The organism is Vibrio rotiferianus CAIM 577 = LMG 21460 (assembly GCF_002741985.1).
Taxonomy (GTDB): domain Bacteria; phylum Pseudomonadota; class Gammaproteobacteria; order Enterobacterales; family Vibrionaceae; genus Vibrio; species Vibrio rotiferianus.
The window spans coordinates 177,831-192,375 of the sequence record NZ_APHW01000103.1 but is presented as its reverse complement, the minus strand read 5'-3'; the positions used below and the strand labels follow the sequence as shown (position 1 = coordinate 192,375).

12 protein-coding genes are annotated in these 14,545 nt (G+C 45.1%); 3 read left to right on the top strand and 9 right to left on the bottom strand.

Going from position 1 to position 14,545, the window contains the following annotated elements:
- Positions 1-189: 189 nt before the first annotated feature.
- Both B853_RS19420 and B853_RS19415 read right to left on the bottom strand, forming a co-directional pair.
- Positions 190-2,229: a prolyl oligopeptidase family serine peptidase gene (locus tag B853_RS19420; protein ID WP_038882893.1), complete on the bottom strand. Its 2,040-nt coding sequence runs from the start codon at positions 2,227-2,229 to the stop codon at positions 190-192.
- A gap of 138 nt (positions 2,230-2,367) precedes the next feature.
- On the bottom strand, positions 2,368-3,267 hold the full coding sequence (locus B853_RS19415; protein WP_038882894.1) for a LysR family transcriptional regulator: 900 nt from the start codon (positions 3,265-3,267) through the stop codon (positions 2,368-2,370).
- Between the two features lie 156 nt (positions 3,268-3,423).
- Here B853_RS19415 and B853_RS19410 point away from each other — a divergent pair, with 156 nt between their 5' ends.
- Both B853_RS19410 and lldD read left to right on the top strand, forming a co-directional pair.
- Positions 3,424-5,115 (top strand): L-lactate permease, encoded by a 1,692-nt coding sequence (locus B853_RS19410; protein WP_038882895.1) that lies wholly within the window; start codon positions 3,424-3,426, stop codon positions 5,113-5,115.
- Between the two features lie 289 nt (positions 5,116-5,404).
- Positions 5,405-6,544, top strand: coding sequence for an FMN-dependent L-lactate dehydrogenase LldD (lldD, locus tag B853_RS19405; protein WP_038882896.1), 1,140 nt, complete (start codon positions 5,405-5,407; stop codon positions 6,542-6,544).
- Positions 6,545-6,605: 61 nt separating this feature from the next.
- Here lldD and B853_RS26570 read toward each other — a convergent pair whose 3' ends face one another.
- Entirely contained in the window at positions 6,606-7,127 is a 522-nt protein-coding gene (locus B853_RS26570) for a glycosyltransferase family 9 protein (protein WP_227741871.1), read from the bottom strand.
- A 626-nt stretch (positions 7,128-7,753) separates the two neighbouring features.
- On the bottom strand, positions 7,754-8,101 hold the full coding sequence (locus tag B853_RS19395) for a helix-turn-helix domain-containing protein (protein WP_010450966.1): 348 nt from the start codon (positions 8,099-8,101) through the stop codon (positions 7,754-7,756).
- A gap of 349 nt (positions 8,102-8,450) precedes the next feature.
- On the opposite strand from B853_RS19395, the gene B853_RS19390 reads away from it, so the two are divergent.
- Positions 8,451-9,554 (top strand): mechanosensitive ion channel family protein, encoded by a 1,104-nt coding sequence (locus B853_RS19390; protein ID WP_038882897.1) that lies wholly within the window; start codon positions 8,451-8,453, stop codon positions 9,552-9,554.
- A 64-nt stretch (positions 9,555-9,618) separates the two neighbouring features.
- Here the strand turns inward: B853_RS19390 and B853_RS19385 are convergent, their stop codons facing one another.
- From B853_RS19385 to B853_RS19365, 5 genes are all read right to left on the bottom strand, one after another.
- Positions 9,619-10,338, bottom strand: coding sequence for a carbonic anhydrase (locus B853_RS19385; RefSeq protein WP_038882898.1), 720 nt, complete (start codon positions 10,336-10,338; stop codon positions 9,619-9,621).
- A gap of 221 nt (positions 10,339-10,559) precedes the next feature.
- A complete protein-coding gene (locus B853_RS19380) occupies positions 10,560-10,832 on the bottom strand; it encodes a hypothetical protein (protein WP_038882899.1) in 273 nt (90 codons plus the stop codon).
- A gap of 136 nt (positions 10,833-10,968) precedes the next feature.
- Positions 10,969-11,487 carry a type VI secretion system effector Hcp-2 gene (gene hcp-2 / locus B853_RS19375; RefSeq protein ID WP_010450959.1) on the bottom strand — a complete coding sequence of 173 codons (519 nt, stop codon included), beginning with the start codon at positions 11,485-11,487 and terminating at the stop codon, positions 10,969-10,971.
- Positions 11,488-11,827: 340 nt separating this feature from the next.
- A complete protein-coding gene (gene tdh / locus B853_RS19370) occupies positions 11,828-12,859 on the bottom strand; it encodes an L-threonine 3-dehydrogenase (RefSeq protein ID WP_005383983.1) in 1,032 nt (343 codons plus the stop codon).
- A gap of 203 nt (positions 12,860-13,062) precedes the next feature.
- Positions 13,063-14,256, bottom strand: a complete 1,194-nt coding sequence (locus B853_RS19365) for a glycine C-acetyltransferase (protein ID WP_038882900.1) — start codon at positions 14,254-14,256, stop codon at positions 13,063-13,065.
- Positions 14,257-14,545 lie beyond the last annotated feature (289 nt).

Genomic DNA, 14,545 nt, shown 5'->3' with positions numbered 1-14,545 from the left:
CAGTCCCGAAAATGGTATAGCTGCCATTCGGTTTGGCCGCCGAGACTGGTTGGTTCAAAGTTAGGCTTAGTCACCCTAACAATCAAATTGAGTTCCCCCAACCATGAAAAATGCCGCGATAGAAGTCGCGGCATTTTTTATTGTCATTCTGGTGCATTAAATTTGATGGTTTGCACCAGTAAACGTCCATTAAATATCGAGCTTTTCAATTCCCATATTGTGCAATGCAAACGCGTAAACATCGGTAGTAAGGTCGATTTGTTTGCTCAATGGCATACCCGCCCCATGACCTGCGTTCACGTCAATACGAATCAGTACAGGATTGTCTCCCTGATGCTTGTCTTGTAGCTCTGCGATAAACTTGTATGAGTGAGCAGGGACAACACGGTCATCGTGGTCTGCGGTCGTTACAAGCGTTGCTGGGTATGAAACGCCCTCTTTCACGTTGTGCACTGGTGAATATCCTAGGATGTATTTAAACATCGCCTCACTTTGCTCAGAGGTACCAAAATCGTACTTCCACCCCTCACCAGAAGTAAAAGTATGGTAGCGAAGCATATCCAATACACCAACCGCAGGAATCGCCACTTTAAACAGCTCTGGTCGTTGAGTCATACACGCACCGACCAACAAACCGCCATTTGAGCCGCCACGAATCGCAAGACGCTCTGAGCTAGTGTAGTCGTGCTCAATCAAGTATTCCGCCGCTGTAATAAAGTCATCAAATACGTTTTGCTTTTGTTGCTGAGTACCCGCATTGTGCCAAGCTTTACCATACTCACCACCGCCACGCATGTTAGCGACTGCGTAGATGCCACCAAGTTCTAACCAGTTTGCGACATTTCCTGAGAACATAGGAGTCAAACTAATATTAAAGCCACCATAGCCATAAAGCATGGTTGGCGCGCTGCCATCCAGTTTGGTGCCTTTTTTATATGAGATGATCATCGGCACCTTTGTTCCGTCTTTCGAGGTGTAGAACACTTGTTGAGATTCGTATTCTTTACGGTCGAACGGTGCTTTCGATTCTTTATAAAGTACTGACTCACCGCTTTCTACATCAAAAGAGAAGATGGTTGGTGGTGTCACGTAGTTAGTAAAGGTGTAATAAAGCGTCTTATCTTTTGCTTTGCCCTGCAAGCCATATACGGTGCCTTGGTCAGGTAGAGTAACTTCACGTACTAACTCACCTTGATAAGTAAACTGCTGAACTTTAGACAAAACGTCGACCATGTAAGTCGCAAACAAATAACCACCACCTTTGCTGATATCCAGTGGCTGTTCCTGCTCGGCAATGATTTCTTCCCATTGTTGACTTTGGGTGTGGTAACCAACCACCTTACCGTTAGGCGCATCTAAGTTAGTGTAGAAAATCAGGGTATCATCTTGGTTATCAATCAAATACGTATCACCATCGGTTGTATCTCGAAGCGTGATAACTGCCTGTTCTTCTGAAGTGAGATCAACATAAAACAGTCGGTTTCCTGATGTAGATTCCGCACCTGTGACAATCAAGAAACGATCGTCTTTGGTGGTCACTCCCCCTACATAACGGTGCTTTTGTGACTCCAACGCACCAAAGACCACTTTGTCTTGAGATTGTGGTGTACCTAACTCATGGTAGTAAAGCTTGTGCTGCTCAGTACGAGCCGAAAGTTCACTGCCCTTTGGTTTGTCATAGCTAGCGTAGTAAAAGCCTTTGTTACCAAGCCAAGAAATAGTGGTGAACTTAGCGTCGACAATTTCAGGTTCAAGCTGCTCTTTAGTCTCTACATCAATGACGAAGATCTTACGCCAATCGCTGCCACCTTCAGAAATGGAATACGCCACAAGTGTGTCGTCTTTAGAGAACTTCACTTCGCCAAGCGATGTCGTTCCTTCTTCTGAAAAGGTATTTGGATCTAGGAAGATCTCCGCCTCTTCATCCCCTTTGCGACGGTATAAAACGCTCTGGTTCTGTAAACCATCATTTTTATAGAAGTAAGTGTATTCACCATGAACAAAAGGTTGAGAGTACTTTTCGTAGTTCTGACTGTTCGCTACTAAATCGCGAATTTGTTGGCGGAAAGGGATCTGACCTAAATAATCGAAGGTCACTGAGTTTTGCCCTGAAACCCACTCTGCGGTTTCTTGGCTGAGATCGTCTTCTAGCCAGCGATATGGGTCTGCAATGTCGTGACCAAAATAAGTGTCGACGACTGAATCTTTACGAGTTTTTGGGTAATGCATAACGTCCGTGTTACTCCGTTTGAAGTTGAGTATTTTGTTTTATTATTTTGTTGAGACTTATTCTCAATCATCTACCTTAGGGCTCAGGTATAGAATTTCAACCAATAGATTGAAACATTTCTTATATTTATGAACCAACTAAAAGTAATGCGAGATAGTGAGATATCGCTCTCGAATGTGTTCTATCAAAAGCTTCACTTTGTTCGGCGGTTGACGAGTAAAAGGATAAACCGCGTAGATGCCGAGCTTTTTGCCGACCAACTCAGGGAAAATGTCCACAAGCTCACCACTGCGAATATCGTGGTAAACCAAACAACGCGGTACGTAAGCGATACCATGCCCACCCAAGGCTGCTTTTCGCAATGCCGTTGCGTTATCTGTAGAGAAGCAACCGGAGACTTTTACAATATAGTCGCCATCTTTACCTTTGAACTGCCAGTCAGTTGCCCCTGTGGTTTGGTAGGCGTATTGCAAACAGTTGTGCGTGGTTAAGTCGATAGGCTCAATCGGTTTGCCATTTTTGGCGATGTAAGAAGGCGAGGCACAAACCACCCATTGTGAATCGAGAATATGACGGGCAATCAGGCTGGAATCTTCTAGATAGCCAGTTCGAATCACCAAGTCAAAGCCACCAGCAACCAAGTCAACAAAGCGATTATCAAGCGACATATCGACGGTGAGGCCTGGGTGCATATTACAAAACTCGGCTACGGCGTCCGCCAGAATCAAGTCACCCGAGATAGTCGGCACCGACATTTTGATATGACCGCTGACATTCTCACCAAAGCCTGAAACTGCATCCATAGCCTCCTGAGTGGCTTGCTTCACATTTTTAGCACTGTGTAACAAAACCTTTCCCGCTTCGGTCAGGGTCAATTTACGCGTTGTTCGATATAATAGTTGAGCACCGATTTCTTCCTCTAGCCGAGCAATCCTCTTACTAACTACCGAATTTGTAAGGTTATTTTCTTCCGCCACCTTACTAAAGCTACCCATTTCTACTACCTGTGAGAACAGGATTAGGTCATCTGCACGCATCGATTATGTCACTTTTGGAATAAATTAATTTCATTATTTCCCTATATCTATAAAAAATAAAGGGGTAAATTCACGCCAAATTAACAAAACCATTACAACAAAAATCATCTCTACAGCATAAAGCCGTTCGAGAAGTCAGCGTACGAGGATGTACCAATGAGTGAAACCCTACTTGCCCTTGTGGCGTTTTCGCCAATTGTTGTCGCCGCCATATTATTGGTTGGTCTCAACTGGCCTGCTAAAAAAGCCATGCCTGTTGCGTTCGGTCTAACCGTCGCTATCGCCCTAATGTTTTGGGATATGTCAGCTACTCGCGTACTGGCGTCTGTCTTCCAAGGATTAGGTATTACTGTCTCTGTTCTATGGATCGTGTTTGGTGCCATCTTCTTGCTCAACACTTTAAAACACACTGGCGCGATCACCACTATTCGCAATGGATTTACTGATATTTCAGCCGACCGTCGCGTTCAAGCCATCATCATCGCTTGGTGTTTTGGTTCATTCATTGAGGGCGCATCTGGCTTCGGTACACCTGCTGCTATCGCAGCTCCTCTATTGGTCGCTATTGGCTTCCCTGCGCTTGCCGCGGTACTGATGGGCATGATGATCCAATCTACGCCAGTATCATTTGGTGCGGTTGGTACGCCAATCATCGTAGGTGTGAACAAAGGTTTAGACACGCACAACATCGGTGAAGCACTGGTTGCTCATGGCTCAACATGGGACGCGTACCTACAGCAAATCACCGCAAGCGTAGCAATGATTCACGCAACGGTTGGTACTCTCATTCCTGTACTCATGGCAATGATGCTGACGCGCTTCTTCGGTAAGAATAAGAGCTGGAGCGAAGGTCTAGACATTCTACCTTTCGCGCTGTTCGCAGGTGTTGCCTTTACCGTGCCTTACGCACTAACAGGTGTGTTCCTAGGTGCTGAGTTCCCGTCATTAATCGGTGGTCTAGTTGGTCTGGCAATTGTAGTTACTGCGGCGAAGAAAGGTTTCCTTGTTCCAAAAACCAAGTGGGACTTCGAGAGCGAAGATAAGTGGCCAGCAGAATGGCTAGGTTCTCTAAAGATCAATCTTGATGACAACCCGGGCAAACCAATGAGCCTTACCAAGGCTTGGGCACCATACGTGATGCTAGCGGTTATCCTAGTGGCAAGTCGCGTAAGCCCAGAGTTTAAAGGTCAGCTTAAGAGTGTAAGCCTATCGTTTGGTAATATTCTTGGCGAAACTGGTATCAGCACAGCGATTCAACCTCTTTACCTTCCGGGTGGCATCTTAGTCTTCGTTGCGTTACTTGCTGTTCTGCTGCAAGGTGGCGGCGCTAAGTCACTTGGCAAAGCGTTTGGCGAATCAAGCAAGACACTAATCGGCGCAGGTTTCGTTCTTGTGTTCACCATCCCTATGGTTCGTATCTTTATTAACTCAGGTGTCAACGGCGCCGAGCTAGCAAGTATGCCTGTAACGACGGCTAACTTCGCGGCAGAACTCGTTGGCACAGCATTCCCGGCGTTGAGTGCGACTGTTGGTGCCCTTGGTGCATTCATCGCTGGCTCTAATACTGTGTCAAACATGATGTTCAGCCAATTCCAGTTCGAAGTGGCACAGACACTCACCATCTCAAGTGCCGTTGTTGTTGCATTGCAAGCGGTGGGGGCTGCTGCGGGCAACATGATTGCTATCCACAACGTGGTAGCTGCATCCGCAACGGTTGGCCTATTAGGACGCGAAGGTGCAACGCTGCGTAAGACGGTTATCCCAACGTTCTACTACCTAGTAGTAACAGGCATCATCGGTCTGATTCTGATTTACGGATTCCAAATCACCGACGCTTTAATGAAGTAAGACTAAATGCAGGGTTTCCCCGCCCTGCTCTTTCTCTGGCACAGCGGTCAGCACTACTACCCCGACTTTTGGTGTGGCTTGCTGCATCAATCCCCCCGACCGGTGTGCCAGCCTTTTTCAGTGCAGATAATTGATTGTTCTGTGTATGGAACAGCCCCAGCTCAATCACTTATCTATACTCTAATTCTGACGTCGACTGCTGAAAGGATGGCAGTCAGTGAAACGCTGACAGAGCATGTGCTCATTGACTCAGGACGCAATCTTAGAATAACAGCCAGGACACACTATTATGATTATCTCTGCTTCTACAGATTATCGCGCTGCTGCGAAAGCCAAATTGCCTCCATTCCTTTTCCATTACATTGATGGCGGCTCATACGATGAGCGCACGCTAAAACGCAACACCGATGACTTAGGTGATGTTGCGCTGCGCCAACGTGTTCTGCGTGATATGAGCGACTTAAGCCTAGAAACAGAAATCTTCGGTGAGAAGTTGGCGATGCCAATCGCTCTAGCACCTGTTGGCTTAACAGGTATGTATGCACGCCGTGGCGAAGTACAAGCTGCGAAAGCTGCGGAAAAGAAAGGCATTCCTTTCACCATGTCGACCGTGTCTGTATGTCCAATTGAAGAAGTGGCACCTGCGATTGAACGCCCAATGTGGTTCCAGCTGTATGTTCTGAAAGACCGCGGCTTTATGAAGAACGTACTTGAGCGCGCGAAAGCCGCTGGCGTAACAACACTAGTCTTCACGGTTGATATGCCAGTCCCAGGCGCACGTTACCGTGACATGCACTCTGGTATGAGTGGTCCAAATGCGGCGATGCGCCGTGTATTCCAATCTATGCTTCATCCAAGCTGGGCTCTTGATGTTGGTGTATTAGGCAAGCCACACGACTTAGGTAATATCTCTACTTACCGCGGCGAGCCAACCAAGTTGGAAGACTATATTGGCTGGCTGGGCGCAAACTTCGATCCTTCAATCTCTTGGAAAGATCTAGAGTGGATTCGCGACTTTTGGGATGGACCGATGGTCATCAAAGGTATTCTAGATGAAGAAGACGCAAAAGATGCGGTTCGCTTCGGCGCTGATGGTATTGTTGTATCGAACCACGGTGGTCGCCAGCTTGATGGTGTTCTATCGACGGCGAAGGCATTGCCTAGCATCGCCGATGCAGTAAAAGGTGATCTGAAGATTTTCGTCGACTCGGGTATCCGTACAGGTCTGGATGTGGTTCGTATGCTAGCGCTTGGTGCTGACTGCACGCTGCTTGGTCGCTCTTTTGTTTACGCTCTAGCAGCTCAAGGTGGTGCTGGCGTGGAAAACTTGCTCGACCTATATGATAAAGAGATGCGTGTAGCGATGACGCTCACCGGAGCGAAAACCATTTCAGACTTATCACGCGACTCCTTGGTTAAGATGCCATAAACTGACCTGTCACATCCAGAGTAACACCTCTAGTTACTCTGGATATTCCTATTGATTGCATTTAAGCCATTCTCGCTACTGGTTCAAATTGCACCTTACTCGGCTCAACGTGCAATTTAATCGGATAGCAATCACGTCCCATCAACCCAAATCGTTGTGGACATGTCTCGGTGTAAAAGCCGTAACAAGTCGCGCCTGCCGCATCAGCGAGATGAAGTGGGCCAGTATCGCAACATAGAAATCCATCAAGATACCGCAGCGTTGCACCCAATACTCTTAAGCTCTTGCAATCAAGAATGTCAGTATCAGGAAACAACGGAGCCCTAACATCCGGACTCAACACCTCAACCCAATGAATTTCTTGATCATGTTGACGTTCAAACTCTCTCAATATGGCTTTCCATTCTTCATCAGTAAGCTGCTTCTTACCTCTTGCTCCCCGGAAAAACGCAAAACTGAGCTTGTTATCTTGTGATAGTCGATGAGCCTGTTTAATACCATCAACAAGCTCTTCGGTCGTAAACAGAATCTCGTGATCGAGTTGCTTCGGAAGCTCGTGTCCCAATCCTTGCAAAATGGACAATGGTTTATAAGCTCCATGATAAAAGTCAGACTGTGTAACCGAGGAGTGCTCAAATACGGTTTCTGTTTTCTTGTTCTTAAAAGACACCTTATTTTGAGAAGGAATTAACGCAGAGACAAAAATATCACAAGCACCCGGCGAGGGAGCTAGCAATAAATCATAGCTATGTTTCGTCAGTTCTTTAATCGATGCGTACGATTGACCAATCGTTTTAAGAGACAGGTGAGAGTAATAAATATGATTGATATTCAGGTTCTGAAAAACTTCACCTTGCTAGGGGAAAGAGAGGACAAGATCAACACGAGCCTTAGGGTAGAGACGAAGAACCTGATGGACGAACGGCAGTAAAAAATACATATTACCAATACGCCCATTATTGCGCACAATTACAATACGCTTCACCTTCTCATTGGGAAGAAGGTGCTCTACAAATTTAGAACGATTATTCAATCGCCGCGCAATTGCAGGCTCTAGTCGGTGAGTTAATCGTCTACGCTTTTTATCTAAGTTTCGGAAAAAAGTTTTCACAGCCATCAATCATTCAAATAAGAAATATGGCTGATAGGTATATCAACACCTCCGTGAATATTTTGTCTTTGACAAAATTTACACAGGTGCCTCTTTGATTAATTCAATCGATGTTCGTACTCGATCACTACCTGATTCCCTTCAATAAAGACATTTTTAATATCTCCATCTACAGAAATACGGTTTTGTAAGTAAACCGAACAAGAAGATGACACATCGCGATCGGTAAGAGATGGTATAACTTGAGCTGGACGCACATGAAGCTGTTCACATAGCTTATTCACAAACCCTAGCGTCAATGGAGCATTGCCTCGCAACAACGCAGAAAACTCATGTAAGTTTAAGCCAAGGCGCTTTGCCATCTCCATCTGAGTAAGGTGCATTTTTGCCTTTTGTGACATCCAAATGTCGTAGAGCGCATTTCTGTCTAGCTCCGTAAATTCCATGGTTTATCTCCGCATTTCAAAGTAACGGTAAAGTCTCATATTTAGCTGTGATAAATGTTAGCGATGAGTCAAAGAACCTACAATTGATGGTTCGAATGATAGCGCTTATCTTTCAATCTACGAGTTTAATCACACCCCGCAGCACCCAATACACATAAATTACATTTCATTATACGTTTCATTGCCTTGTATTTACATTTTAATCACTAACGTCCAAATAAACATTATCTCAGTATTTGTGTGAATAGAGAGCTCGAATACGCATCGTGCTAGCAACATCATTTCTCTAGGGCGAATTGACAATTTCTGCTACCTTTCCCCCATTGTTCTATAAAAAGAAACTTTACTTATGTCACAGTGGTTTACAGAACTTCAAACTTACGTCATGGCTAACCATCAAGACTGGAGTAGCAGCGTTTTATTTATCACCATTGCCAGCTTCTTTGCATGGATTGCTTGGCGTGTATTGCACTCGCGCCTCGCGATACTGGTCGAGAAAACCCCATTCCATTGGGACGATCTCTTATTAGAAGCCTTAAAAACGCCCGTCAGTACGCTAATTTGGTGCTGGCCAGCAACCGTATCAATAGGCATCGTTCTACAAAGTGAGCTAGGAAACGAGTTCAACTGGCTGAGCACGCTCAAACTCATCTTAGTGATCAGCATTCTAGTTTGGATCGTAATGCGTCTTATCACTAACGTGGAAGACTATGTGCTTGAGCAGAAAACTCGCGATGAAACTACAGTGCAAGCGATCGCTAAAGTCGCACGCCTATTTTTCATTGTGATTGGTGTCCTCACCGTCATGCAAGCGTTTGGATTAAGTCTTTCTGGCTTACTGACGTTTGGTGGTGTAGGTGGCTTGATAGTCGGTTTAGCAGCCAAGGATCTTCTGTCTAACTTCTTTGGTGGCTTGATGATTTACTTCGATCGCCCATTCAAAGTAGGCGACTGGATCCGTTCTCCTGACCGCCAAATTGAAGGTACTGTTGAGCGTATTGGTTGGCGTATGACCAGCATTCGTACCTTTGATAAACGTCCTTTGTACGTACCTAATTCTGTATTTAGTAACATCGTAGTAGAAAACCCATCACGCATGCTTAATCGACGTATCTTTGAAACGATTGGCCTGCGTTACGACGATGCAGACAAAGTTCCTGCGATCATTAACGACGTGCGTGAAATGCTGAAAAATCACAAAGATATCGACACACGCCAGACGTTGATCGTCAACTTTGACGCGTTTGGTGCGTCGTCACTGAACTTCTTTATCTATACCTTCACAAAAACGGTCAATTGGGTGCGCTATCACGAGGTGAAGCAAGACGTCCTTTTACAGGTAATGGCTATCATTAAACAGCACGAAGCTGATATTGCTTTCCCTACGCAAACACTCAAGCTTGACCCAGTTCAAATGGCGAAAACCCAAGCGCAAGACGATTGTGGTTTCTAAGTTCAACATACCAAGCACAAAGCCCGCTTAATCGGCGGGCTTTTTGGGCGGGTCACTTCTACCATTATTGTTGCGCTAGGATCATTCGAGCGTTAAGCGGTTGGATTGGACGGTTGTTTTGCCCCATTGCTTTCGCAAACTCTTTCACCTGTTCTGGGGAGAGGGTTTGTGTTTCTTTAATCACCAACCAACGCACACCTTCAGAACACGGCGGTGTGGTTAGAGAGCCATTAAAGCGGTAGTAGTCCTTATCACTTGGGATAAGCGCGTCAGCATCCAATGGGAGTTTGATGGCTACGTCTTGATCTTTAGTTGGAATATTAGCGAGTAGCTTAGCTAGATCTGGATTCGCGTCACCCAGCTTGAAGAACACCGCGACAACGGCCAGATGACCAACTTTATCAACATGTACAAAATGTGCTTCTAGTGGGTATTCTTTACCATCTACATGGTTTTCAGATGGTGTATGGAAGTGGAACTGTTTTAACGTAAACTCTTTGCCACTAATAGTGAGTGTGTTTTTGCCCTCTAGACTGGTCTGTAAAGTGTGACCGTTATTCAGCAGTGAAATCGCCTTACCTTCGTAATCGAAATCCAGTTTCTCTAGCTTGGCTTCAGTCGCTGATTCAATATTGATTGGACTTTGGTTTTGGCCTTTTGCACATTCAGAAGCGAACTCACCCCAATTTTCCGGGCCGTGCTCACCCACATAGCCCCAGTTTGCTGCATTTGAAGTACTCGCCATAACCAAAGCTAAACCTAGCGTTGTTAGTGTTGTTTTCATCGTATTTCCTTATTTTTCGACGCTGCTCTTTTGTACAGCTGAACGCATATTAATCTCTACTCAGATTAGGAAAACAGATGAAAACTATGATTGCGAGCTAAGTTTGGAACCCGTCGCTCTCGTCGCTAAATTGAGATGATAGTCAACATTGAATTGTGTCCACCAATAGTGCATAAAAAAGCCGAGCTATTATGCTCGGCTCTATCGAACTAGATAACTAGTTAGGCTTCAGCTTCAACTTCTTTCTGAGCGTTGTTAGCTTTGATGACTTTTACCAACCAAAGCAACATCAGCACAGAAGCAGCACCACCAATAACCAACGAACCAGTGGTCCCCAAAGTTTCAGCTATTTTGTAGACAAGTGTCCAGAAACCCGCTCGACGACCTTCAAATTCAGTATGTATTCCTTGCGCAGCTTCGGCAGCAGCGTTATACATGATAAAAGTTAAAACAGGCATTACTACAGTGCCCACTAGTGGGTATTTAATATTCACGATTATCTTTCCCTAAAATTACATTAAATCTTTATAAACAAGATAAGTACTCACAAAGAGGCTTACGAAAGAACAAACGAACCAATTCACTCAGCTCAAGACCTCTATGTTACGAGCTATACATCCAAAAGCAGTCCTATGCTTCGATAGGTTTACGCCAGTCATCAGAGCCCGATGTTCCTGCATTGACGTGATCCCATGTAATCTTGCGGTAAGATAAAGAAACCGTTACGTTTTGAGTGAAGTCCGCTTTTGCCGGATCTTGACAGTGTGGCATCTCACAATGGATGTCTACGATAGAGGCATTTTCAAGTTTTGTCGTAAAGAAGTTCTCTTGCTTACCTTCAATAGAGGTACGGTACCACTTAAGCTCTACAGTGGTCATTTTTTCACCTGAAGCTAATGCGTTGTACAGCAGTGGAACCGCTTTGTTTAGAGCTACTGTAAATTTGAATGGTTTGTGGACGCGCTGACCTGAAGGTTGACCTGACTGAGGGTCTGTCGGAACCGTTACATTATGATCAAACTGCTGAACAAGCATCTCATCCTCATGACCTTCCACAAATGAATCACCGATAGAGTCCGCAGTACAAGCACCTGCAGTAATAAGTCCCTGAGTTTGACCTTCAATAGAGATATAACATGGAGTTGGCATCGCTTAATCCTTATAAAATAAAAATAATCACGTTTGGTGATGACTCCTACCTTATAAACAAGGTTTGTACCAACTTCCAAAATACCAAATATCATAAACTTATAGTGACAAAAATAATATCTAGTGCATAATTTCGTTATTCATAAGCAACTTATTGCTCGACTAGGCAAATTACTGCAAACCCCGCCGATAGATTTTCTTCATTGAGATGGGGGTTCTTTTGAATAAATCTCTTCGTGAGTTTTCTAGTACTTAAATAAACAAAAACGCCTCAAGGATCACTTGAAGCGTTTTTATTAATTCGAATTTGAAAGCGTTTCACATTGCTTTCTAAGCGACCTTATTCCCAATCAAGAATAACCTTGCCTGACATACCGCTGCGCATTACGTCGAAGCCTTCTTGGAAGTCATCAATCTTGTAGTGGTGCGTGATGATTGGTGATAGGTCCAGACCAGATTGGATCAGTGAAGCCATCTTGTACCAAGTTTCGAACATTTCACGGCCGTAGATACCTTTGATCACCAAGCCTTTGAAGATAACTTGGTTCCAGTCGATACCCATGTCTGATGGTGGAATACCTAGCAGTGCAATTCGACCACCGTGGTTCATTGTGGTTAGCATTGAGTTGAATGCGGCTGGGTTACCAGACATTTCTAGACCAACGTCGAAGCCTTCTGTCATGCCTAGCTCAGCCATTACGTCTTCTAGTTTCTCTTCAGCTACGTTTACTGCGCGCGTTACGCCCATCTTACGAGCAAGTTCTAGACGGTATTCGTTCACGTCTGTGATCACTACGTGACGAGCACCAACGTGTTTTGCTACTGCAGCTGCCATGATACCGATTGGGCCAGCACCTGTGATAAGCACGTCTTCGCCTACTAGGTCGAAAGAAAGCGCGGTGTGTACTGCGTTACCAAACGGGTCAAAGATAGACGCTAGATCGTCAGAGATACCTTCAGGGATCTTGAACGCATTGAACGCTGGGATCACTAGGTATTCTGCGAATGCACCTTCACGGTTAACGCCCACACCAATCGTGTTACGACATAGGTGAGTACGGCCGCCACGACAGTTACGACAGTGACCACACGTGATGTGACCTTCGCCAGATACGCGGTCACCGATTTCAAAGCCACGAACTTCCTGACCAATCGCAACCACTTCACCCACGTATTCGTGACCGACAACCATAGGCACTGGAATTGTCTTTTGTGACCATTCGTCCCAATTGTAGATGTGTACGTCTGTACCACAGATAGCGGTTTTCTTAATTTTGATCAGAATGTCGTTATGGCCAACTTCAGGTTTATCAACCTCAGTCATCCAGATGCCTTCTTCAGGCTTTAGCTTTGATAATGCTTTAATTTTCATAGTATTCACCAAACATTGCCCCGCTCTATGCGTGACAAAAAATTCTTTCATCTAATGCATTTAAAGAAGAAATAAAGGCTTTGCCCATGAGCCGACTCAGAAGAGTTGGGAAAGCCTTTTTATCTTTAAACATAAGCTCTTTCTCCTTCCTATCTAATCCCTCCCCTCTGTTTTAGGAGGAGGCTAGGAAGAGGAAACGAAACTTAGATGATACCCATGTCCTTACCAACTTGGATGAACGCGTCGATTGCACGGTCTAGTTGCTCACGAGAGTGTGCCGCAGACATTTGAGTACGGATACGCGCTTGACCTTTTGGTACAACAGGGAATGAGAAGCCAATTACGTAGATGCCTTTCTCTAGAGCGCGCTCTGCGAATTCTGCTGCTACTTTTGCGTCGCCAAGCATGATTGGAATGATTGCGTGGTCAGCACCACCCATTGTGAAACCAGCGTCTTCCATGCGATTACGGAAGTGTGCTGCGTTTTCCCATAGGCGGTCACGTAGGTCACCGCTCTCTTCTAGTAGGTCTAGAACGCGGATAGAAGCGCTTACGATTGCTGGTGCAACAGAGTTAGAGAATAGGTATGGACGAGAACGCTGACGTAGCCAGTCAATCACTTCCGCTTTACCAGATGTGTAACCACCTGAAGCGCCGCCCATTGCTTTACCTAGCGTACCAGTGATGATGTCGATACGGTCAACCACGTTGTGGTGCTCATGCGTACCTGCACCTGTTTTACCCATGAAGCCAACAGCGTGAGAATCATCAACCATGGTCAATGCGCCGTACTTCTCTGCTAGGTCACAGATAGCTGGAAGGTTTGCCACTACGCCGTCCATTGAGAACACGCCGTCCGTTACGATAAGAATGTGGCGAGCACCTGCTTCTTTCGCAGCGATCAGTTGTTGCTCTAGCTCTTCCATGTTGTTGTTTGAGTAGCGGAAACGCATCGCTTTACATAGACGAACACCGTCGATGATTGACGCGTGGTTTAGTGCGTCAGAGATGATTGCGTCTTCTTTACCTAGAATCGTTTCAAATAGGCCCGCGTTTGCGTCGAAACATGATGTGTAAAGAATCGTATCTTCTTTACCTAGGAACTTAGAAAGCTTCTGCTCAAGCTCTTTGTGGATGTCTTGAGTACCACAGATGAAACGAACTGAAGCCATACCAAAACCGTGCTCGTCCATGCCTGCCTTGCCCGCTTCGATAAGTGCTGGGTGGTTAGCAAGACCAAGGTAGTTGTTCGCACAGAAGTTTAGTACTTCTTCACCAGTAGAGATTTTAACAGCCGCTTGCTGTTGAGACGTAATGATACGCTCTGCTTTGTAAAGACCTTCCGCCTTCACTTCTTCAATTTGCTGTTCAATCTGTTGGTAAAATCCAGAAGACATGCGCAATTCCTTCCTGTTTATAGTGTCGAGTTTTTACTCGATTAGAATAAGGTTGAGCCTTTATGTGACGGGGGTCACGGGCGATTACTTCTCAATTAAGTGTAGTGTAATTCAAGGAAGGAAAAACGATTATCCCTCAAGGTGGAAAAGCATTAATGAATCTGAGGAACGAATTTACCATAAACTTAGTTACCTAATGTAATCATGATGTTAGACACAATACTCTCCTTGTCATATGAGAAAAGCTCTGTTGAACTCAAAAATATAGAACTAAAAGCTTGAGCCTTCT